The organism is Halobacillus litoralis (assembly GCF_020524085.2).
GTDB lineage: Bacteria > Bacillota > Bacilli > Bacillales > Halobacillaceae > Halobacillus > Halobacillus litoralis_E.
Map to the genome: position 1 here is coordinate 3,328,414 of NZ_CP129016.1, position 22,717 is coordinate 3,351,130.

Genomic DNA, 22,717 nt, shown 5'->3' on the forward strand with positions numbered 1-22,717 from the left:
CGGTGAATGTTCTCTATTTCATATTCTTCTCTCTTCAAAGCCGTTTCCCTTTTTTCTGGTGTTTACATTTACAATTTATAGGAAATAAACCTTTACATAATCTGACGGAAAGTGGTGAGGTTCATGAATGTATTCGAAACCATCATTCATTTCATACGAAAAGTACGTAGAATCATTTTGTCAATTGTACTTCTGTTTATCGTTCTGTTCGCGCTCTTTGCTGCGGCCGGATACATCACTTCCCTTTTCCATTAGAAATATAGAAGATTAGCAACAAGACACCTCCTGCGATTCCAATTCCTCCTCCCCACAAGCCAAGGGTACGGGCACTGAAAACATCCAAAAACCACCCGGAGGCGAACATCATGAATCCAAGTTGGACGTTGGTCCATGATTCGATCCAACCGAAGACCCTCCCCTGTTCTTCTATTTTCATATGTTTCATGAGAAAAGCATCCAGCAGGGCTCCCCATACCCCACCGATCAAGGCGATGCATACAAACGTCATCCATAACCCAGGAAAAACAGTCATGCGGCTGGCGAGCAGATGGAACATCCCTTCTACGATGAGGAGAGCAAGACATAAAGGCAGGCCATAGGTTTTAATCTTACTGGAAAAAAAAGAAACTGGCCACCAGTCCTGTGCCAAGAGCTCCATATAAGAAACCGACGCCCAGTTCCCCGAGACGGAAGGTATCGGCCCCATACACACTGATCAAGACATTGAACGCCCCATCCATAGCAGCGCCGACAAGCTGGATCGCAAGAACAAACAGCATCCAACTTTGCCAATGGACGCGTTTTCTACTTGCTACTTTTCCAGAACGACGATTCGATGTGGGCCCCTTCAAAGGAAGTATCACTATCGCCGCGGCGATAAAAGAAAGGCTGTTCAGCCAGAAGGCAAAAGAAGTTCCGAAGATGTAAGCCACCACGCCGCCGGTAATGGAGCCTGCAATCAAAACCACGCCCAGCAGAAGCTGCTCCCAGCCATTCACCTTCACCAAATCCTTTTTTTCCACAAGGGCTGCAAGGAAACTTTTCCGCACCGGTTGATAAACCGCCTCTCCGCAAGCTAAGACGAACATCGACGTGAAGACCAGCCACACCATCTCTTTCGTATCCACGAGCAAAAAACTGAGAGCAAACGGAATCCTGAACACGTCGGTCAGCATGAGCATCCACTTTTTGTTCAAGCGATCGGCAAGCCTTCCCCCGAGTGGGGAGAGCAGCAAGTAGGGAACCACCCTTAACCCAAGAGCCGCTCCTACGGCCATCCCTGATCCGGTCAGTTGTAAAAGGAGCGTCAAAACGGCTACCTGACTGAACCGGTCACCAATTCCATTCACGATCCCTGAATAAAACAGATAACGGTACGGGTGATGGCGAATCATACCACCCACAACCAGTTAGATACACATCTAATTAGATTCTCAAAAAAAGAAGCCATGTCGTCACCTTTGGACGACGACCGGCCACATCTCCACAGGGTTCAGCTCATATTGATTGTTTTCCCTGTACATGAACTGCTGCATGATCCATTCCCGTCTGACGGTCGCAAAATCATCGAAGAACGTTTTGATATATTCATTGACCTCTTTCTCATCATAGGTTTTTCCGTGCTCAAACCATTGGACAAAATAAGAAAGAATCACGTTCTTCTTCTTCAGCTGGCTTGGCATCTGTTTCAGTTTTCCTTCCACCGTGACAAAGTTTTTAACAATTTTCGCCTGATCTTTGGCATCCACTTTCAATTCTTCGGCTACCACTCGTTCATCATCTCCAATCCTTAAAATTGCGGTCGTCATGAATTCCAGGTTCTGTTCATTCAAATAAAAATAAATCGTATTTTTATCCCTTCTCGAGTAGACCGCTCCTGTATCTTTCAACTTCTTCAAATGATGGGTAATCGTCGGCGGACGCAGTCCTAACTTTCCGGCAATCGCCTGCCCGTGCAGCGGCCCCTTCCGGAGAAGTGCGATGATCCGCAGTCGTGTCGGATCTCCCACCGCTTTATGAAACGCGACCATTTTTTCTAATTGCATCTTTCCACCCCACTAATTAAATATGTATCTAATTAAACAATAGTCTAATTACATGATAGTGTCAACGACGATTTCTGATTATTTAGAAGAACTCCTTGTCCCCATAAAAAAAGCACCCCATTTCTGAGATGCTTTTGCCGCTTATAAATCTTCGACCAGTAGATAGGTCGCTTTCACAGGCCCATGAACACCGACGATCAAGTTCATTTCAATATCCGCACTGTTGCTCGGTCCTGTAATAAAGCTGACGCATGACGAAACAGGATTCCCTTGCTGCTCCTGTTCATGAATGACACGCGCCGCTTGCGTCATTCTCGGTACGAGCGTACTTTTTGGGATGATGGCGATAAACGTTTCCGGAAGAAGGCTGATGGATCTGCCGTTATGTGTATCGTTAAAAAGGGTCACCGTTCCGGATTCTGCAAGGGTGATATCACTGAAGACGATCCCGACACCTGCCTGTTCAGCGAATGTGACGTCTCCCTCTTGGTCATTCCAGACACGGAGATCGAAGCCTTCTTTCCCAAGCGCTTCATAAATTCCCCGCATACCGAACTCATCCAACCTCGGACCTCCTGCGCTGATGACTTTTCTAGAACCCTCAAAGGAGGCAAGCACATTCTGTAAGGAATCACCTAAATCGGCCAGCACTGTCCGTTCGAAGGAAGTATGGATGACCTGGCATTGGACTTCCAGCTTTTCGATCAGTTCATCCTGGGTGGCTCCTTGGAAAACACGATCCTGCGGTTTGACAGAATACACAGGAGGTTTCACATCTGTCCGCCGCTCTCTCCCAAGATTATCGGCAACACGGTCCAGAAACGATGTTCGGTTATGAACAGTCATGCTTCTCCCCTCCTTTTTTCTCGTTGTTTGTACCATTCCCAGAAGTTCTTCTTGGCGGGAGCAGGAAAGTCTCTACTCTCTGTCCATCCTTTCAACGGACCCGGACCCTTTTCGATCTGCTCGTCTTTCGTCCATGGCTTCATCGCCGTCCTCGCCATTTTCGTACTTAATTTGTAAGCAGCAGGCGTGGAGGCCCATTTGGCGAATCCTTTCATCATCCATTCTTCTGACTTAGCCCCCATGTGTTCCCGCTCGACGATGATCTCACGGTGGCGGATCAAATGTTCATGGAGTGGAATTTTCACAGGACACGCCTCTGTGCAGGCGGCGCACAACGTGGACGCATAAGGCAGGTCTTTATGGTCTTCGTACCCGTCAAGGAGCGGCGTCAAAACCGCACCGATCGGACCTGGATAAATCGACCCGTAAGAGTGACCTCCTACATGACGGTAAACCGGACAGGCGTTGATACAGGCCGCACAACGAATGCAATGCAGCGCAGACTGGAATTCCGTCCCCAGAATTTTCGAACGGCCGTTATCAACAATGACGAGGTGGAAATCTTCCGGCCCGTCCGTTTCGTCTTCTAAACGAGTACCTGTGAGTGCCGTAATGTAGCTCGTCAGTTTTTGACCAACGGCTGCTCTCGTAAGTAAGCTGACGACGACTTCAAGCTCCTCCCACGTTGGGACGACGCGCTCCATGCCCATGACGGCGATGTGGGTATCAGGAAGGGAAGTGACCATGCGCGCATTTCCTTCATTCGTCACAAGCGTGACCGCACCGGATTCCGCAACAGCGAAATTGCAGCCTGTTACACCAAGGTCTGCTTCCGGGAAATCTTTTCGCAGCTGTTCGCGGGCAAAGGCAGCCAGTTCCTTGGGCTGGTCGGTTTTCGTGTACCCTTTTTTGTTCGCAAACGTTTCGCGGATCTGCTCTTTATTTTTGTGAAGGGCCGGGGTGACGATGTGGGACGGTGGATCTTCATCGAGCTGTAAGATCCATTCGCCTAAGTCTGATTCCACCACTTCACAGCCACTTTGTTGCAACGCTTCATTCAAGCCGATCTCTTCTGTGACCATCGACTTTGATTTCACCACTTTGCGTGCCTGCTTCTTTTTCGCGACTTCCTGGACGTAAGCATTCGCTTCCTCAGCGGTTTCTGCAAAAAACACCGTTCCGCCCCGTTTTTCCACCTGCTCGCTGAGTTGGTGCAAGTAGTAGTCCAGGTTTTCCATCGTGTGATGACGAATCTCTTCGCCAAGCGTCCGCCAGTCTTCCCAATCGCCGAGTTCTTCCGCTGCTTTCAGACGTCCACTTCGGAAGCGGCCCTGAGCGGACGATACGGCCTGTCTCATGAAGCTATTGTCAATCCCTGCCTGGATCCGCTCGGCATAAGGCTTATCCCCGATTTTAATTCCCATGTGCTCTCTCCTTTCTTATTGACTGTTCAACACTTGGGCGATATGCAGCACTTGCACGTCCTGTTTATTCCGGCGCATGCATCCACCCATATTCATCAGGCAGCCCATATCGCCCCCGATGAGATATTCTGCCCCGGTCTCATCGATATGCTGGGCTTTTTCTTCCACCATCTGCCCGGACACGGCGGCATTTTTAACCGCGAACGTCCCTCCGAACCCGCAGCAGTCTTCTTTCATCGGAAGCTCGATCAAATTCAATCCTTCCACATTTTCCAGTAAAATTCTCGGCGCATCCTTCACACCTAAGAGACGTGTCATATGACAGGACGGATGATACGTCGCGGTCCCTTGGAACGTCGACTTCACATCTTCTATTTGTAAAACTTCAACTAAAAACTGCGTCAGTTCATAGGTTTTGTCCGCGACCGCCCGGGCACGTTCGCTCCACTCAAGTTCATCCTTCAACACATGCGGATACTCCTTAATCATCTGTACACAGGAACCGGAAGGACCGACCACGTAGTCGGATGCTTCAAAGGCTGTAATCATCTGCTTCATCGCTTTGATCGACTCTTGCTTGTACCCACTGTTGAATGCCGGTTGACCGCAACAGGTCTGGTTCTCTGGAAAATCCACCTGACATCCGAAACGTTCCAGCAGTTGGACGGTATCTTTCCCCACGTCTGGTGTGAACGTATCGCAAAGACAGGTGATAAATAATGATACTTTCACGGTTATGTCCTCCCTTTACACATAAGGTCATCAGATGACTTAACTTTTAAGAAAGGATACTGACAACAGAATCCTTTTCATGATAAATATTCAGCTAAATGTTCTTCCACACTCTGCAAGTGATGGACCATCGCCTCTTGGGCCAACGCTTCATCCTGAGCTTTGACGGCATCGAAAATTTGTTTATGCTGCTCAAGCAAGCGGCTCGTTCCTTCAGGCGTATGCAAAAGTTTGCGGGTTTCCCTCATGGCCTGCACCATAATTTCAGAAACGCTGTTCATCAGATTGATCAAAATCTGATTCTGCGTTGCCTGAACAAGTGCGATATGGAATTCGAGGTCCGCCTTTTCACCGAGCTCGCCATTTCCTTTCGCTTTTTCCATATCCGCCAGGGCCTGCTCCATCGCTCTGAGGTCATCCTCATGCCTCGTCCTGGATGCTGTCCCAGCTGCGCCAACCTCCAGGATATGCCTTACTTCCATCAAATCTTTCATATCCTCTTTTTTCATCAAAAAGGCGACGGATACGGGTAAAGAAAACCGGGAAGGATCGAAGGCCTTCACATACGTCCCTTCTCCCTGGCGCATTTCAAGAATACCCATGGCTCTCAGTGCGCTTAAAGCCTCACGGATCGCCGACCTTCCCACACTGAAACTGCCGGCCAGACTCTCGACACTGTCCAGTTTGTCTCCTGGCTTCAATTCCCCTTTTTTCAATGAATCCAAAAGAGAATCGGCGACTTGTTCGTATATTTTTTTCGTTCGGATCGGTTTATAATTCATGCTGTTTCCTCCAAAGTTTCGCTTGCCTCTTGCTTCTATTCTAATCGAAAACCATACCCTTTAAAAGAGAAAGCGGTTTTAAGTAAAGAAGAGATAAATGAGAGCAGCCGTTCCAACAAGCAGTCCATACAGCAAAGCAGGGCCAATCGTTTTTCTTATGATATCCCCTTCTTTGCCTGCGAGTCCTACGACCGCACCAGCGGCTACAACATTATGCACACAAATCATATTGCCTGCCGCTGAACCAAGGACCTGCAAGGACAACACCGTATCTTTGGCTAGGGCTGTTTCCTCGGCAATGCTGTACTGAACGGGTGAAAACGTCAGAGTGGATACCGTAGCACTTCCGGTAATGAACGCTCCGAGCTGCCCAAGAAATGGCGCCACCATGACCCACATGGAACCGAATCCCCCGGCAAGAGTCTGGGCAATGTACTGAGGCATGCTCACAAGGTCCTGCGCGTTCATCCCTGAATTCGTAAACACTTGGACAAGAGCGAGTGTCGCAACTAAAGCTAAAGCCGCATCCTTCATGGAAAGAACAGATTCTTTCGCCGCCTTTGTAAAGCGGTCAAAGGATTTCCTTTGCACAACGACCGCCATAAGGGCAGCAAAGACGAGTACAGATCCTGGAGAATAAAGCACTTGCCAGGAGGATGTAATGCCTTCTACACCTAAAATATCCGCCCAGGAAAGATCAACCCAGGTCAAAGCGAATGTTTTGACCGCTGGAACGATCCTTGTCACAAGCAGGAGCAGGACAATGATCACATAAGGTGCCCAGGCCGCCCACAAGCTCATAGAGACAGGTTCATCGGCTCCTTTTTCCTCTTGAAGGGCTTCCTGCCATGGTTCATCAGGAAGCAGAAAACCTTTCTTGGCCGTCAAGGTGGCGACGAGCAGGCCGGTCAAAGAAGCTAAAATGGCAACGAACTCATGACCGAACAAACTGGCATAAAGATAAGCGGACAACGTATAGGTGAAACCGATTAAGAGGGTCCAGGGAATCATTTGCGTCATATCCTTGAGCTTACGCTGTCTGCCAAAAAAGACGGTTAGGATGACCACAAGAATAAGAGGAATGAAGCTTCCTGCAAACAGATCAAAAAAAGCGATATGGACTCCGATATCTTTGTAAAAAGAAAGATCCGCCCCCGGAATATTACTCAACCCGACTTGAATCGGTGTTCCGACAGCTCCATAAGAGACCGCTGAACTATCCGCTATAAGCGCAATGGCTGCGGCAGCCAGCGGGGAAAATCCTAAAGCCACCATCAACGGCCCTGTTACAGCAGCCGGTGTCCCAAACCCTGCGGCCCCTTCGATCAAGGCACCGAACAAGAAGGCCACGATGACAATCTGGACTCTCATGTCTTTGGAAATGCTCCGGAATCCCTGATTGATCCGGTCCACAGCTCCGGTCCTTCGCAGCGTGTTCAAAAGGACAATCGCACCGAATAAGATGAACAGGATGGTCAACGTCTTATGTGCCCCCTCAAGGATAGAGGCAGCGATCACCCTTCCCCCCACACCCCAGACAAGGTATGCAAGGCCGATCACAATCAACGCGCTATACAACATCCCTTTTTTTGCCGGCATCCGTAAAAGGACCAAAAAGATAAAAGGAGCGAGTATCGCACTTAATGCCACGAATAAAATCATATAAATCCTCCCCCATCACACTTAATGTCAACGCTTTCAAAACTTGGATAAAAGTAAGGTCATCAGATGACCTGCTTTAATTATATTTTATACCGGGAAGGTCGTTTTTGCAATCGCTTTTATAGATTTCATCGAGAAAGACCAAGAGCATTTAAAGCCCTAGTCTAATCCTTTTTAGAGAAAGGTGACTCCATCCGGTTTCCTTCTGAAAGAATCGGCGTTTCTTCTTCCCCTTCATAAGAATGTATAATCAAAAAGCCGCACATCTTATGTACGGCTTATCACAATTATTGATTTTTCATGTACTCCAGGACTTTCAAGTCGATTTTTCCACGCTCCTGCTCACGGCTTTCGAAATTTTCCGTGTGCAAGTATGTCGTAAATGTATGGTAAAACTCATCAGGAGTTACGTTCTCTGCAGTGAGGTAACCGAGACGACGGAGGTGATGCTCGACCTCCTTCTTTATATTCCCTTCCACTTCCACCACTTCCTCAGGCTTTGACGCCCCAAAATAGAGTTGATGAAGCTTATAGATACGGTCAAGCTCTTCAATCGGTTCCGGATGATCATCCACACGGAGATCAACAGCGACGTCACTGAGCTCCCCATATCCTGCTTTATCTTTAACGACGAGGATGGCTGCCGATTGCTTCCCACGACTGTCTCCCCCCGCACGCTGAGCCGCTTTGATTGCAGTCATCAAACGGTCCGCAAGAGAACCTTCCGCCTGTTCAAAAGCTTCGCCCATATCGGTGACGGTCGCTTCATTCACAAGGATGTTCCCTTGAGCCACATAATGTTTGCCGACTTTGCCGCCAGCCCACTCGTAGCACTCTTTCCCTGTAAATGTAGCCCCGTTTCCTTTCGCGTCGACGATTCCGACTTGGCGGTCTTCCTTTTGAGGATCGTCGGAAGTTAACCGATCGATCACTTCTTCAGCTGAAAGCCCTAGTTCAAGCAGCTTCAGTCCATCCGGTCCGTACTGCGGGTTGCCAAAGGCCTGCGTAGCGACAGCCCCTACACCTGCTTTTGCCCATGGGACAATCGACCCCACACCTAAAAACTTCGACTGCACAGCAACGCCCCACTCCCCTGTTTCAGGATCGTGTGCACAAATAGAAAACGTAGCGATAATCTTTGCATTCATTTTGTTCCCTCCAATCTTGTATGTAATTCGAGATGGTTGGACAAATTCCTGCAACTTTCCGGCTTGCGTTTGACCAATCAGAAGCTTCATAGATCTCTCTCTCAAGTTTAGTTGTTCTATGAATTTTTAATGGATAGATTTACTTTTTGCTGAAGCAACCTCTGCCCATTCACACGTTTCATCCACATCTAACCGGGTACATTTCATACCGTAGCAGCTATAATACCGACCGCATCGCCAAAAACGTCAACGCCAATACGATTGGCCTTTCTAAACAGTAAGCAGAAGAATACGAAGAAGACTTGGATGAAGGGAAAGTTCTTTTGATTGTAAGGAACCCGTCCAAAGCAGAAACCTTATGATAAAAAGAAGGAGCGCACGGTATGTGCGCTCCCTTTTTATTAGTATGTGGTAAACCATGTCCACTTCTGCAAGTAGTAGGTGGCATAACGGATGAATGTTAAATTGTCCTGGTATTCTTTATAATCTGCCGTATAATGTCCCTCTTCGTTGCTCCATATTCGGGTGAAGTAATCATTGACATCATGGAACACTTGCTCTTCCCCATTCCCTTTGATGACAACATCGGCTTCCAGGTTTAAGTTGGAAAGGTTACGACGCGTATAGTTCGCCGACCCGGCGATGATGACATCTTCCTCAGGATGGTCGATATACAGCATCTTCGTATGGTACTGCTCAATATTGACATCATACCACCGCAAATGAATATTTTCGTTACCTAAATTCTGTAACTCGGCAGCCACAGGTAAATTGGGAATGCCGGTTTTTTCATGACCAAACGCCTTTTTGTTTGGATCCATCACAATGTTCACCGTAGCTCCACGGTTGGCTGCTTCATCGATGGAATTCATGATTTTTTTATCGGCTAAGTAATACATACCAAGCCAGACGGTGTCCCCCTTACCAGCTTTGGAGAATTCTTCAAGAATCGATCTGTAGATCTTTCCTTCTGTGACAAACTGTGTAGTGATCGGCCCTTCCTGCTCCTCCCAATCACGATTTTCATAATCAGGAAAATCAGCCTCACCTGAATAGTTAACCACCGCTTCTTCAGCTTCTAAAATATCTTTGATGATCGGCCCCGTCATCTTGAAGGCGACGTTTTCATGATAACCACTGGCATCGTGGGGATTCGCTGTCGAGACAATCGCATTTTTCTCTGTGACGAGAATTTTCCTATGATTCGCTTTGATGTTCAACAATTTCATATAGGACCTGAGCGTTACATCTGGAGCTTCTTTGGCCATAGGGTTACTGATCCATCCGTTGTCTCCAGTACCCATCCATGAAAACAAAAGCCGCCAAACGCTCGAGTATAAAGGATTCGAATCTCTCAACTTATTCAAATTGGTCAAAACTACATCGACCCCGCCATCCTCGAGGCGTTTGATTGTCTCCGACTCATACGATCCATAAACCGTATTGATCCGGTCCGTTATGAAAACGACCTTCAAATCAGGAACTTCCTCTTTTCTTTTTAGAATGGCGTCCACTAAATTTTCGGATATCTTCGGGAACTCGTTTTTTCCGTTCGTGTAGCCATTGAATAAAAACATATCCGCTACAATAAAGTCCTCAGCTTCCGAGATCGTCTGGTTGATCTCTTCAAAAACCTGTAGGTCATGTACTGTCTTGCCTGCTTCATTTTCGTATGTTAAATCACGGAAAAACTCGATGTTTTCCATCTGGTGCGTTTCTCCTTCATAAGAAATCCCCTCAGGCAGAGCTTTCCATGAAGTATGATAAGCAATCATGACACTTAAAATAGCGATAATGATGACGATGATCCAAAACCACTTGCTTTTTCCAATCCGTTTTAAACGGTTCATTATGTAGCCTCCTCAACTTGAGTGCTTATTTTATTTTCACTATAATGGCCCGTTTCAAACCTTGATCGGAGAAAAAAATAAATTCGTGCAGTGTATTGAGATTCTTGAAGACTCAGTTTCGAGATGTTTGAAGGTGGATAGGCCCTCCGGGAAACAGTTCGCTTTCCATGGGGCGGGCGGTGAGCCTCCTCAGGCTACGCCTTCCGGGGTCTCACCTGTCCCGCACACCCCATAGGAGTCTCACCGTTTCCCTCCGCCCCTTTACCTAATGAGTGTCTCGAAACCACTTCTCGAATAAGCAGTCATTCCGTTTGGTGAGGGTATGAATATACCCCCCCTGCCTAAGTGTTTGAATTCTGAGAGCTTGATACCGAGCTCTTTATGCTTCCAACAGTGGGATAGTGGAAAAAATCCAACTTGGTAAAGGGGTTCGTTTCTCACTTACATCGAATGGGGTGGTTGGGAAGCTGCGAGACTCCCGTGGGAGAAAGGAGATCGGCGAGATCCCGCAGGGCGTTAGCCCGAGGAAGCTCGCCACTCCCCCACAGGAAAGCGAGTTGCTTCCCAACCACCCCCGAATTCCTATACGGCAAACGAGCCCCGGTTATCTCGAAGCTGAGTCTTCCACAATCGGTAGAGTTTATGAATTTTAATTAAAAAACCCCCTCTCGATGTCGGAGCATTGAGAGGGGGGTTTTTTGTTAATGGCTTAATAGTTTTGGTCGTTTTACGAATAGGAGACTGACGACGATACTGCTTAAGATGAACGCGGGCAGCATGTATCCACCATTATAGACGAGGGAATACAACCAGACCGGCTGACCTTCCGGGGCGAACTCGCCGTAAAAAACGATGCCTGCAAAAAAGTGTCCAAAAAAGCGCAGCACACTTCCGATCAGGCAGCCGACAATGATCCATCCGACCAATCGACGGGACTCTTTCGCTTTGATCGCATTCCATAGCGGCTTCGCCACTAAACCAGCCCCTCCAATTACAGCAAAGGCAACGACATAGTCCAGAAACGCCTGGAGAGGGGTCATAATATAGGCGCCAGTCATGATTTGATAGATTCCTAGTAGCAGGCCGGTGGTGACGCCCCCTTTCAAGCCCCAGCGAAAGGCCATGATAAACACAGGGACCATCGAAAACGAAACTGATCCTCCCTGCGCCCACAGTTTAAAAGATAAAAACGGGATGATATCCAACAATAATGCGAGTGCTGAAAAGATCGCAACATCTACGAGAAATAAAACGCGACGATTTCTCATTTCAACATTCCTCCTAAAAAAAGACACAAAAAAAGCAACGCCAAATAGGGAAGCTTCCTGATGGAGGAGTCCCAATTTTGCATTGCACCATCAAAAAAGCCGCCATCCCTACGCCAGTGCTAACTGACAGGTTCGAAGGGTCAGAACGAAATGTTCACTCTCAGCCGGAGGCTCCCCTTGAAGGCTTTATACCGTTTACTTTTCTTGATTTGTCTCTATTATAATAAACTTTTTACTAGATTACAAAACCTTTTCTATTTCCCGGGCAATCATTTCGTGTTCGTGTACATTTGGAAAAATTCCAGCGTGCGCTCGATGATCATATCCTTATCATAATCAAGTGTGGCCACATGGTAACTGTTTTCCAGATGGATGATCTCTTTATGTTCAGAAAACACCGATTCGAATATGACTTCTGAATTGTGAGGTGGAACGACGTGATCCTCATCCGATACGAAAATCATGATCGGGCAGTGGATTTCGTCAAGCCTGTCCTTCACTTTACCCATCAACGTGACGAGCTCCCCGATCGATTTCACCGGCGTGCGGTCATACGCCAGTTCAACGGTTTCCGGATCCTTGATATCGGAACCGATCGCATCTATAAATCGTTCGTCCATTCCCTGACTATTTTCAAGTGCTGGTATATCGATAGCTGCATTGATCGGAATGACGCCTTCAATATCCCGGTGTTCACTCGCCATATACAACGCAAGGGTTCCCCCCATCGATAACCCGACGACAAATATTTTCGAACACCTTTCTTTCAACCAGGTGTAAGCTTCTTCTACGGATTGCACCCAGTCCATATGAGAGGTCGATTCCATGTCCTCTGGGGTCGTTCCGTGCCCTTTCAACCGCGGACAGCAGACGGTATAACCTGACCTTGCATACGCTTCGACTAATGGCTTCATGCTCTGTGTTGTCCCGGTAAACCCGTGAGAGACGAGAATGCCGACTTCATTACCCTCGAAGCGCATCTCCTCCGCTCCATGTATCACTTTTTCCATTCAACCCCACTCCTTTGGCTTTCTCTTTTCCTAGAATTTTTTGTAACACCGTTTTTTCCAGCCACTTCCACGGCAGTAAACGTTTGAACCACACATTCGCCCGCACTCCGGCACCGATGGGATAGCGGAGTTTCACGAGCGTTTCTTTTTCCATCAGTCCGGTCATCAGATCAGAAACGTCCTGAGGGTTGCCGTGTGATTCACTGTTCAAAGCATTCCACAACCCTTTTATGTAATCGGCGTAAGGAGATTCAGGGTCCTGGACTTCTTCCGGCATTTCAAGTCCTGTCGACCAAATATTTGTCTGATAAGAGCCTGGCTCGATCAGCGCGACATCAATCCCGAACGGTTTCACTTCGAAACGGAGACTTTCCGATAATCCCTCCAATGCGTGTTTGGATGAAACATAAGCTGATAAGCCCTGGAAAACCGATCAATCCGCTCACACTGCTGACATTTAAAATCTTCCCACTTCCCTGGGCACGCATCAGTGGCAGAACCGCTTTCGTAACGGCAATCACTCCAAAGACATTCGTATCAAACTGCTTACGGTATGTTTCAAGCGGCACCTGTTCAAGAAATCCACCGACCGCATAGCCCGCGTTATTCACGAGGACATCCAGGCGTTCCAGCGTATTCACTTTCTTTGAAAAACGCGCGATGGACTTTTCATCTGTCACATCCAAAGGCCACACTTCGATGCGGTTGCGTACTTCCTCATCAAGTGTTTGGTAGGCGGCTGCCTTTTGTACATTTCTCATCGTGGCGATGACACGAAATCCTTTTTCGGCACATTTCACTGCTGTATGGAAACCGAATCCACTGGATGCGCCTGTAATGAGTACGGTTTGTTTCATAATCTGACTCCCCCTTGTGCTAATCGTTACCCCATATCATTCGCTGTCACACCCTTATTCTCCTCTTTCCCGGAAACCTAAACAGCTCCGTACAGGCAGATCACGGTATTATTCCGATACATAATGTATGGTTTTAGGCATATTAATGATAGAATGGTAAAGGTTATCGACCGAATAAATTTGAATAGAAAGGAAGTTTCATATTTTATGAGTACGAACATGAAGCTTCAGGCGCTTATCCCATCTTATGACCCGTGGGAAGCGTATATGGACGTGGAAGAACACGGAAAAATGACGTTATCGAATATTGAATTTACGACGACGACGCTCTGCAACATGCGTTGTGAGCACTGTGCGGTCGGATATACGCTCGGAGCAAAGGATCCCGAGGCTCTGCCGATGGACCTGCTCAGGAAGCGTCTCGATGAAATCCCTCACCTCAGGACGCTGAGCATCACGGGCGGAGAACCGATGATGTCTAAGAAATCAGTAGAAAATTATGTGGTTCCTCTGCTGAAATACGCCCATGAACGCGGAGTGCGGACACAAATCAACTCGAACTTGACGCTTCCTTATGAGCGTTACATCCCGATCATTCCTTATTTGGACGTTTTACATATTTCCCACAACTGGGGAACGATCGAAGAATTTATCCATACTGGGTTTGCCCGTATGGAACGAAAACCCTCCGAAGAAAACCGTAAGAAATTCTTTGATCGTATGGTGGAAAATTCGCAGCGGCTTTCTGAAGAAGGCGTGATGGTTTCAGCAGAAACGATGCTCAACCGTCGTACGTTCCCTTACCTTGAATCCATCCATGATCATGTCAAAGAAATGAAGTGTGCGCGCCACGAGATTCACCCGATGTATCCCGTGGATTTTGCCAGCAGCTTAGAGACGTTGAGCCTGGAACAAATGCGGGAAGGCATCAACCGGCTTCTTGACCATCGGGATGACAACATGTGGATGTTGTTTGGAACACTGCCGTACTATCCATGCAGTTCTTCCCCAGACGATCTCGATATGCTGAAGCGCCTGTACAGCGAAAAAAATGTGACGGTAAGAAACGATCCGGACGGGCGCTCCCGCCTGAACGTGAACATCTTCTCAGGTGATATTATCGTGACAGACTTCGGCGACGAGCCCGGCCTCGGAAACATTCAAGACACGAAACTTGGCGATGCCTATGAAAACTGGCTGTCTACCAAAACGGCGCAGAGTCTCAACTGCCACTGCCCTGCTGTGAAGTGCCTCGGTCCGAATGTGCTTGTGAAGAACACGTACTATGAAGGGGTCGATTTCCAAAAACGGAAAACGAACATTACGTTATAAAGTAGAAAGGAGACCGCCATGCCGACCCTTACTTTCGGAAACAAAACCATAGCTTATACGGTAGAGAGGCAAGACGTCTCTTTTATTAAGATCTACCTCGATGATTTGAATGGAGTAAAAGTGACCGTATCCCATCATAAAGAGGAAGCGAAAATCCAAGCTTTTGTTGAGAAGAAAGCGGACTGGATCCTGGAAAAATGGCAGCATACGCACGAAGATTTATACGCCGTTGATGCTCTTACTGCTTCCGAAAACGAAAAGATCGCTTACCTTGGCCGCTCCTATCGGCTGAAGATCGACCATCAGGATGAAGTCCGCTTCGCTTTTCAAAAAGGAACCTTCCTTTTTGCTTATCCTGAAAAATGGACAGAGGAAGAAGCGAACGAACACCTTCGATCAGAGGTGAACGATTGGCTATTCCGTAAGGCCAGTGAAAAATTTGCGACGCTGTCCGATTGGCAAATCCACGCAGAAGAAGACCAGTTGAAGCTTGGAATGAAAGAGGATGACCACGTTCATCTCAACTGGCGTCTGATCCAGAGGTCCAAACAGAAGATCCAAGAAACCATCGAAGATCTTATCCATGAAAAAACGTGTTAACAAAAAATGCCCAACAGGCCAATACCTGTTGGGCATTTTTTTATATGAATAAGAGAAGGCTCAAGGCCATGACAGCCATACCGGCAACGACCCCATAAATCGATAAATGCGCTTCTCCATATCTTCTTGATGCAGGAAGCAGTTCATCCAGGGAAATAAACACCATGATCCCTGCCACCCCTGCAAAGAGTATACCGAACATCATATCGTTCAAGAACGGCATCAACAATAGATAAGCTAAAATGGCACCGACCGGCTCAGATAAACCACTGAGGAAAGAGAGCTTGAACGCTTTTTTCTTATCTCCTGTCGCATAGTACACAGGCACAGAAACGGCAATCCCCTCTGGAATGTTATGAATCGCAATCGCTGCAGCAATGGCTAACCCCAAGGCCGGGTCATTGAGGGCTGCCGTAAACGTCGCGATCCCTTCAGGAAAGTTGTGAATGGCGATGGCTAAAGCTGTGAACGTTCCCATTTTCAATAAATCAGGATCTTTCACGGCTGTTTCCCGGTTCGCCATGTCTTCCACTTTTTTCACTTCGTGAGGATTCCCTGACTTCGGTATGAATTTATCGATAAGTGCGATGACGAGCATTCCTCCGAAGAAGGCGCCGACCGTCGTCCACCGACCTGCTTCATTCCCCATCGCATCGACGAGTGAATCCTGTGCTTTAAAAAAGATTTCCACCATAGATACATAGATCATAACCCCTGCCGAAAAACCGAGCGCAAGAGAAAGGAACTTCGTGTTCGTCGTCTTCGCAAAAAAAGCGATCAAACTCCCTACACCTGTGGCTAATCCGGCAAGCAAGGTAAGCCCGAATGCCAATAACAAGTTTTCCATTGTACCTCTCCTTCAGTTCGAACATTTTCAATAAGCCTATTGTATCGAAGGTTTTTCCTTAGAGCAACTTTTTTAGTTTCAGTTATATTTTATGAGCCCATAAAATAAGTGCTACACATTATTCTCAACTTTTATATTCATATTTAGCGCCTTCCGTGCATAATCTATTCTTTTTTGCCCATAAAAAAACCACCCTCCGTTCAGGAAAGTGGTAACTTACGGAAAATATTGAAATTGGGCTTCTACCCTGGCGACGGTTTCAAGCGTCCCCGGTTCAATTGGAGTGGCGGTCGCTCCGAGTACGTCAGCTTTTTGGAAGCTTTGCATGGGAACCGCGGGCGTGGTGCCTAATTCAATGATTTTGACTGGCGTTTGGTCCAAATTCAATCCCATTGTATTCGCGATGGTCTGCGCATTCGCTAACGCGTTCCCGAGGGCGATTTTTAACGCTGCCTGATAATTTTGATAGGGATCGCTCACTGTAAACGCAATACTTGAGATCCGGTTCGCCCCAGCGGCTACTGCTGTATCAATGACATAACCCGTTTGACTCACATCGTCAATCGTCACTTTCAGGGTATGGGTCACTTGATAGCCGCGGAACTCCTGCTTGCCATCCACATAATCATACTCAGGGAAGATGAAGTAGTCCGCTGTCTGAATATTTTCTTCCGCAATGCCGGCAGCCATTAACTGATTGCGGACGTTTTCCATCGTTTGGGCATTTTCCTGCTGTGCTTTTTCCAAGTTTTTGTCCTTTGTTACGACACCGATGTTTACATTGGCAACATCCGGCCGCACTTGAACTTTACCAACGCCATTAACTTTAAGAAGTCTTCTCTCTCCTTCTCTTCCGATCTGTCTCATACCAGGATAATACATCTCGCATCTCCTCCTTTTTTATTTAATGAATAAAGGCAATGGATTATGTCCTTTCTTCAGATAAGGATTTCTCCCTATACTTTTTTTTCCATTTTTTGAATAGATAGTAAAAGGGAGGTGGCGTCGATGCATCGTGCCTATGAAGAAAGTGTGGAAGAATTTAAATCTTATATTCTCGAGGGGTTACGCAAATCCGGGCATAAAAAACGGATTCTGATTTTAGGTGCGGGTATGTCCGGCCTTGTCGCCGGATCTCTTTTAAAGAACGCCGGCCATGACGTCGTTATTTTGGAAGGGAACGACCGAGTCGGCGGGAGGGTACATACCGTCCGGGAACCTTTTTCAAACGGAAACTACATAGACGTGGGTGCGATGAGAATTCCGAAAAATCACCAATACGTCCAAACGTATATTGATAAGTTCGGGCTGTCGACCAATACCTTTATTAACTCTAAACCCAATGACCTTTTGATGATCAATGGTCAACAGGTGTTCCGTTCGCAATATCAAAAAAATCCTGACCTTTTGCAATACCATCTCCTCCCACACGAACGGGGAAAAACCGCCAAGCAATTGTTTCTTGACGCCGTTCAGCCGTTCCTGGACCTTTACCGTAAAAGTTCAGATCAGGAAAAAAAGAAATTGGAGGATCAATTTTCTAATTTTTCGATGGGGGAATATTTGAGAAACAACCCTTACGGACCTTCAATGTCCAATAACGCTGTCCGTTTGATCAAAGTTGTACTCGGCATTGAAGGTTTTCCTGAGTTTTCTTTTCTCGATATTTTAATTGACATCACGTTCCCCATCTTTAATGGCGATACAGAATTTATAGAAATTCAAGGTGGAAATGACCGGCTTCCCCATGCTTTTCTTCCCGATTTGATCGATAATATTTATTTTGAACAAAAAGTGACGAAGATCGTCCACAACCTTGACCGCGTGACCGTTCATACCGAAGACCAGCGCTTTTCAAAACCATCCTGTTGGAGTGGTGATTTTCTGCTGACGACCATTCCTTTCAGTGCTTTTCAATTCATTGATGTCTTCCCCCATGGCTGTTTATCACAAAAGAAATGGCAGGCTATCCGGGAGGTCATTAACGTACCTGCTGTGAAGATCGGCATCGAGTTTAACACCCGTTTTTGGGAAAGGTATCCGGTCGGCAACCTCATTTCCGATTTGCCGCTCCGCTTTGCTTATCAAGCCAGCCATCATCAGGGCATGTCTGGGCCCGGCATTCTCCTGGCCAGTTACACATGGGGGCAGAACGCTCTTCTTTTCAACAGCCTCAGTCAAAAAGAAGCGACGAAACAAGTCCTTGAGAATCTTGCTCGTGTTTATGGGAACGTCGTGTATGAAGAATACATGCAGAGCGTGGTTTACAATTGGAGCCAAAACCCGTTTTCCGCCGGGTGCTTCACCTTGTTCACTCCAGGGCAGAGCCGGGATATTGAAGAAGTGATGCCGCTTCCAGAAGGACGGATCCACTTTGCCGGAGAACAAACGTCCTCCTACCACGGCTGGATTGAAGGAGCTGTAGAATCCGGCATTCGAGCCGCTAAAGAAATCAATAACCGGTGATGGGGGTGCCAGGCACCCCAAGTAACCTCCAAGGTGCCGGACTTACGGTTCATCCTTTCACATCCACCCACAAAAAAATCCCCTACCACCATTTCATGTGGAAGGGGATTTTTCATTCTTATGATGCTTCTTCCGCTTCGGTACTCAGCTCTTCACCAGAGCCGCTCCAAATTTTGACGGATTGGTTCTCTTTTTTGACAGGATAAACGACTTTGTATTTCTTCATCTGGACTTCGCCATCCACCGTTTCTTCGGCGGTGAGGAAAGCGGTGACTTCGACCTTATCTCCCTGCGGATCTGCAACAAGATTATCCACTTTCACACTGAGCGTATTGTTGTATCCGGAGCGAAAGTCCTCAAATGAAATATCTTCCTGCCAGCTGACACTGAGCAGAGAATAGGCCGTAACGAAATCGCCTTGATTGATGCTGTCATAAAAATACTGCACCATATAGCTCGCCTGCTCGGCATCCGTCCCAGTCACAGGTGAGTATACCTCCCCTGTGAGCTCCGGGAATTCCGGAAGGGAGCGCATCGGAGATTCACTCCAGCGCTTCACCATCGGCAGCACATCGGCAACCGGAATGCTGAACCCGATCGATTCGTCATCCATTTTTGCCGAGTTGATGCCGATCACTTCACCGGTTTCCCTGTCAAGAAGGGGGCCGCCACTGTTTCCTGGTGAGATCGGTGCGGATATTTGGTATAAATTTTTATAATGGAAAGGCTCGATGTCGAGGGTCCGTTCAAGCCCGCTGATTTCCCCGCGCGTGACGGTATTTTGCAACCCGAGCGGACTTCCGAGAGCCAGCACTTCATCGAGAAGTTCTGCTGAATTTTCTTCTCTGATCGGCAGCGGCTCTTTCCCTTTCAAGCCGGGCACGCGTACGACGGCGACATCGATATCGCGGCTGAGGCCGATCACGTCGCCGGGCATTTTTTTCCCATCCGATGTAATGACATTGACACTCTCTGTATTCGCAACGACGTGCGCGTTCGTTATGATATCTCCTTGATCATTGTACAAAAATCCTGACCCGACAGAACCATCTTCGAGCTCTAATTGCACAACTAACTTCTGTGATTCAAAAATGATCTCCTGCGTTTCTTTCGGTACTTCTCCCTCTTCGTCATCCTCAGCTGGGGGTTCATTTAAAACAGCCGAAACCGTTACGTCCTTTTGAACGGTATCCATCACGTAGAAAACGCCTGCGATCCCGCCCCCGAGTATCAGAAGAGTGGCGAGAAGGCTGATGATCCAAGAGCGCTTCATCTTCCATCCCCCTATTCTACGAGCCACTCCATCTCTGTCATCTCGACGGAGTAATCTCCTTTTTCTAATTCATAATGTACTTTTTCAAAGGTACCCTGATCTCCTGGGTTCATATAGTTCGGGAAAACTTTCACAGATTCAGAGCGGACGACCTTCCCATCTTTATCGAGGATGTCATACTTCACTGTCACCGTACTGATAATCTGGGTCGCCACACTTTTCAGAGAACCCTCCACTTTAAAATCGCCGAACTCATCTTTTGTTATGGAAAGATCTTCGACTTCCAGTGCCTGGGTCTGGTTGCGCAGTTCATCCTGGGCAGCCTGCTGCATCGCATTTTCCAGCCTCTGCTGTTCCGCTTGTTCGAAGGCCGTTTTCTCCTGTTGGATCCGATCCTTCAACTGAATTAATTTTTCATCATTGGAAACATACTGCAACCCCCCTGGTCGATGATGGCAATCGCTTCGGCATAGCGCTTTTCCCCTGCTGCCGCTTCTGCTTTTTTCGTCGATTGGTTCACGATCTTTTCAAAAATTTTATCCCGGACTTTGGAGGCCTCCTCCAAATTGAGGCCGGATAATGTGTTTAACTTTCCTGCCAGTTCATCCACATTCGTCACCTTGGAGAGCTCCTGATTGATTTCTTTCAATGTCAGTCTGGAATCCATTTCATTCATTTTCGGAATAAGGGTGACAAGCAGACGGCTGTCTTCCTGACGCAAAGACTCCTGGATGGCCGTGAGCTTCTCACTCGCTTTTTTCAATGAACCTTCTTCAATCCATTGGCCGACCGCTTCCAACTCCTTGTCCCAAGTCAATGCTTCCTGCACAGATCCGAGTTCCTGTTGAAGAGCCTCGATCTGTGGCCGGCGGTCAATAGCTCCGACGAGCAGCTTTTCCGCTTTCCGGTATTCTCCGGCAAGGGCTTCCTGCTCCGCTTCTTTTTTCATCGCGACCACTTCGGTATTCACATCTTTCTGATAGTCATAAACAAAATAAAGGGCTACCCCCATTACGACAAGCATGATGAAAGGCGTAATGATTGGCAACCACGATCGTTTAGCCGTGCTATTCTGTTCAGGTGTCCGCTTCAAGTTCTTACCGCATTGAGAACAAAAACGGGCACCGTCATCCATCACATGATTACAATGAGGACATTCAGTCATGGTCCCGTCCTCCTTTTCTATCACTTTCATAATTCTGGAATCTCTAAGAATCCTTATCTATTATAGCATGCCATACACTGGATGAGTAAACGACATAGGTCCCTTTTTTAAAAAAATTTCCGTAAGCAGGATAAGCGCACGGCCCGTTCTTATTTGTCCGCATAAAATGATATATCTTAAACCCGAGAGGAGGGTCCTCATGTCGAATCGCCCTAATGAAAATAAGCCGAGCAGAAAGCCCTCAAAACCGTGTTGCGGACGTAAACGCAAAGGAACGTCCCGCTGAAAATAACCGGAGCCGCAGGAAATGAGCGGCTCTTTTTCAAAAAGGAGTCATTTGTCACAGGAATGTAATCATTTTGTAGGCATTTTGTCTTTGTCTATCTTCCTAGTGGTTGTTACAATGAGCGCAGTGAAACATTGAAAGGGGACATCCACATATGAACAAACGTCTATTTTCCCTTCTTCTTTTGCCTATGATCATCTTTGGTCTTGCCCTTCCGGTTTCTGCCGATGAATTGGACAAGCCCGCTCAAAATATAGAAACGAAATCCCTCTCTTTAGATAAGAAAACAAAAGATCTCGAACGTTTTCCTGAGAAAGAAAAGAAAGCTGTCACAGCATCCGCTGAGAAAGATGATGTGAAACGTACGGTTGCTGTAGAAGCGACTGCCTACACAGCCTTTTGTGAAGGATGCAGCGGTGTCACGTACACAGGCATCGACCTTCGTGCCAACCCGAACCAAAAAGTGATCGCCGTCGACCCGAATGTCATCCCTCTCGGCTCTACAGTCCGCGTACCGGGATATGGCACAGCCATCGCTGGCGACATTGGCGGAGACATTGAAGGTCACCGCATCGACCTCTTTATGGCACAAGAAAAAGACGCCTTCGATTACGGACGCCGTCAAATAAAAGTTGAGATCTTGAATTAAACTCTTCCTTCATGGAAGAGTTTTTTTTTGCTCTGTTAAAGTTTAATGATTCTATTCATAGAAAACAGAACTTCCATTATTACGGAAGTTCTGTTTGGTTTTATTGTCTTATTGAACGAACGCCCCGTTAGTGTAAGTAGGGTAGATCATAATTTTTTATTTAGAGGCTAAGTATTCAAATGATCTTCTGACTTCTTTTTATGAGTAAGTTTTTTAAGACATCCTTTAAAATACAAGTCATAAACCAGCATTTAGTCTGAAGTTGACCCGCAATCAGGACAACGATAGCCATCCTTTTATTTTTACGCTCCGAGATTTCTTGGAGTACAGTTCCTGTTGACGATGATGCGGTGAGAACATCGATTATATATTCTCGTAAACGATGCTTTTCCGAAACATTAAATTTTGAACGGCTTTAAGGACATCACATTGAACGCTAATCCTTTCCTCCAATATACCAACGGCAAACCCTGCC

21 protein-coding genes, 2 pseudogenes and 1 riboswitch are annotated in these 22,717 nt (G+C 47.1%); of the genes and pseudogenes, 4 read left to right on the forward strand and 19 right to left on the reverse strand.

The genetic code is table 11. The annotated features are described in order from the left end of the window. Positions 1-235: 235 nt before the first annotated feature. From LC065_RS17030 to LC065_RS17090, 13 genes and pseudogenes are all read right to left on the reverse strand, one after another. Positions 236-649 (reverse strand): hypothetical protein, encoded by a 414-nt coding sequence (locus tag LC065_RS17030; RefSeq protein ID WP_306163582.1) that lies wholly within the window; start codon positions 647-649, stop codon positions 236-238. Then, a complete protein-coding gene (locus tag LC065_RS17035) occupies positions 609-1,394 on the reverse strand; it encodes an MFS transporter (protein WP_306163583.1) in 786 nt (261 codons plus the stop codon). The genes LC065_RS17030 and LC065_RS17035 overlap by 41 nt, the downstream gene beginning before the upstream one ends. Before the next feature lie 60 nt (positions 1,395-1,454). Continuing rightward, positions 1,455-2,045, reverse strand: a complete 591-nt coding sequence (locus LC065_RS17040) for a DUF2087 domain-containing protein (protein WP_160914558.1) — start codon at positions 2,043-2,045, stop codon at positions 1,455-1,457. Positions 2,046-2,186: 141 nt separating this feature from the next. Next, complete coding sequence (locus LC065_RS17045) at positions 2,187-2,891, reverse strand: LutC/YkgG family protein (RefSeq protein WP_226588801.1); 705 nt, start codon at positions 2,889-2,891, stop codon at positions 2,187-2,189. Beyond that, on the reverse strand, positions 2,888-4,315 hold the full coding sequence (locus tag LC065_RS17050; protein WP_306163584.1) for a LutB/LldF family L-lactate oxidation iron-sulfur protein: 1,428 nt from the start codon (positions 4,313-4,315) through the stop codon (positions 2,888-2,890). Before LC065_RS17050 ends, LC065_RS17045 begins: the two co-directional genes overlap by 4 nt. 15 nt (positions 4,316-4,330) lie before the next feature. Next, the gene (locus tag LC065_RS17055; RefSeq protein WP_226588796.1) at positions 4,331-5,047 is read right to left on the reverse strand and encodes a (Fe-S)-binding protein; all 717 of its coding nucleotides are present in this window, start codon (positions 5,045-5,047) and stop codon (positions 4,331-4,333) included. A 77-nt stretch (positions 5,048-5,124) separates the two neighbouring features. Continuing rightward, positions 5,125-5,829, reverse strand: a complete 705-nt coding sequence (locus LC065_RS17060; RefSeq protein WP_226588793.1) for a FadR/GntR family transcriptional regulator — start codon at positions 5,827-5,829, stop codon at positions 5,125-5,127. Positions 5,830-5,907: 78 nt separating this feature from the next. Continuing rightward, entirely contained in the window at positions 5,908-7,491 is a 1,584-nt protein-coding gene (locus LC065_RS17065; protein WP_226588791.1) for an L-lactate permease, read from the reverse strand. A gap of 287 nt (positions 7,492-7,778) precedes the next feature. Beyond that, positions 7,779-8,639: a DUF1028 domain-containing protein gene (locus LC065_RS17070; protein ID WP_226588789.1), complete on the reverse strand. Its 861-nt coding sequence runs from the start codon at positions 8,637-8,639 to the stop codon at positions 7,779-7,781. Between the two features lie 401 nt (positions 8,640-9,040). Further along, on the reverse strand, positions 9,041-10,489 hold the full coding sequence (locus tag LC065_RS17075) for a phospholipase D family protein (protein WP_306163585.1): 1,449 nt from the start codon (positions 10,487-10,489) through the stop codon (positions 9,041-9,043). A 701-nt stretch (positions 10,490-11,190) separates the two neighbouring features. After that, a complete protein-coding gene (gene thiT, locus LC065_RS17080) occupies positions 11,191-11,757 on the reverse strand; it encodes an energy-coupled thiamine transporter ThiT (protein WP_306163586.1) in 567 nt (188 codons plus the stop codon). An 88-nt stretch (positions 11,758-11,845) separates the two neighbouring features. Beyond that, positions 11,846-11,945: riboswitch (TPP riboswitch) on the reverse strand. 81 nt (positions 11,946-12,026) lie between these two features. Continuing rightward, positions 12,027-12,767: an alpha/beta hydrolase gene (locus LC065_RS17085; RefSeq protein WP_226588780.1), complete on the reverse strand. Its 741-nt coding sequence runs from the start codon at positions 12,765-12,767 to the stop codon at positions 12,027-12,029. After that, positions 12,721-13,627 (reverse strand): annotated as a pseudogene (locus tag LC065_RS17090) (SDR family oxidoreductase). The gene LC065_RS17085 and the pseudogene LC065_RS17090 overlap by 47 nt, the downstream one beginning before the upstream one ends. A 204-nt stretch (positions 13,628-13,831) precedes the next feature. Here LC065_RS17090 and yfkAB point away from each other — a divergent pair. Both yfkAB and LC065_RS17100 read left to right on the forward strand, forming a co-directional pair. Next, the gene (gene yfkAB, locus LC065_RS17095) at positions 13,832-14,956 is read left to right on the forward strand and encodes a radical SAM/CxCxxxxC motif protein YfkAB (RefSeq protein WP_226588773.1); all 1,125 of its coding nucleotides are present in this window, start codon (positions 13,832-13,834) and stop codon (positions 14,954-14,956) included. A gap of 18 nt (positions 14,957-14,974) precedes the next feature. Further along, entirely contained in the window at positions 14,975-15,556 is a 582-nt protein-coding gene (locus LC065_RS17100; protein WP_226588771.1) for a YgjP-like metallopeptidase domain-containing protein, read from the forward strand. A gap of 40 nt (positions 15,557-15,596) precedes the next feature. Here LC065_RS17100 and zupT read toward each other — a convergent pair whose 3' ends face one another. Together zupT and LC065_RS17110 are read right to left on the reverse strand one after the other, a co-directional pair. Beyond that, positions 15,597-16,403, reverse strand: coding sequence for a zinc transporter ZupT (gene zupT, locus LC065_RS17105; RefSeq protein ID WP_226588769.1), 807 nt, complete (start codon positions 16,401-16,403; stop codon positions 15,597-15,599). 216 nt (positions 16,404-16,619) lie between these two features. Next, positions 16,620-17,285, reverse strand: a complete 666-nt coding sequence (locus tag LC065_RS17110; RefSeq protein ID WP_226588767.1) for an SIMPL domain-containing protein — start codon at positions 17,283-17,285, stop codon at positions 16,620-16,622. Positions 17,286-17,411: 126 nt separating this feature from the next. Here LC065_RS17110 and LC065_RS17115 point away from each other — a divergent pair, with 126 nt between their 5' ends. Beyond that, positions 17,412-18,869, forward strand: a complete 1,458-nt coding sequence (locus LC065_RS17115; protein ID WP_226588765.1) for a flavin monoamine oxidase family protein — start codon at positions 17,412-17,414, stop codon at positions 18,867-18,869. 118 nt (positions 18,870-18,987) lie between these two features. On the opposite strand, the gene LC065_RS17120 is transcribed toward LC065_RS17115, so the two are convergent. Genes LC065_RS17120 through LC065_RS17130 form a run of 3 tightly spaced genes read right to left on the reverse strand, consistent with a single transcriptional unit; the run spans position 18,988 to position 21,307 of the window. Then, positions 18,988-20,142 carry a S1C family serine protease gene (locus tag LC065_RS17120; RefSeq protein WP_226588763.1) on the reverse strand — a complete coding sequence of 385 codons (1,155 nt, stop codon included), beginning with the start codon at positions 20,140-20,142 and terminating at the stop codon, positions 18,988-18,990. An 11-nt stretch (positions 20,143-20,153) separates the two neighbouring features. Beyond that, on the reverse strand, positions 20,154-20,579 hold the full coding sequence (locus LC065_RS17125) for an FxLYD domain-containing protein (protein ID WP_306163587.1): 426 nt from the start codon (positions 20,577-20,579) through the stop codon (positions 20,154-20,156). After that, positions 20,549-21,307, reverse strand: a complete 759-nt coding sequence (locus tag LC065_RS17130) for a zinc ribbon domain-containing protein (RefSeq protein WP_306163588.1) — start codon at positions 21,305-21,307, stop codon at positions 20,549-20,551. The genes LC065_RS17125 and LC065_RS17130 overlap by 31 nt, the downstream gene beginning before the upstream one ends. Before the next feature lie 440 nt (positions 21,308-21,747). Here LC065_RS17130 and LC065_RS20565 point away from each other — a divergent pair, with 440 nt between their 5' ends. After that, positions 21,748-22,242: a 3D domain-containing protein gene (locus tag LC065_RS20565; RefSeq protein WP_371933356.1), complete on the forward strand. Its 495-nt coding sequence runs from the start codon at positions 21,748-21,750 to the stop codon at positions 22,240-22,242. 263 nt (positions 22,243-22,505) lie between these two features. Here the strand turns inward: LC065_RS20565 and LC065_RS17140 are convergent. Further along, positions 22,506-22,683 (reverse strand): annotated as a pseudogene (locus tag LC065_RS17140) (IS1595 family transposase); the annotation flags it as partial. Between the last annotated feature and the right edge of the window lie 34 nt (positions 22,684-22,717).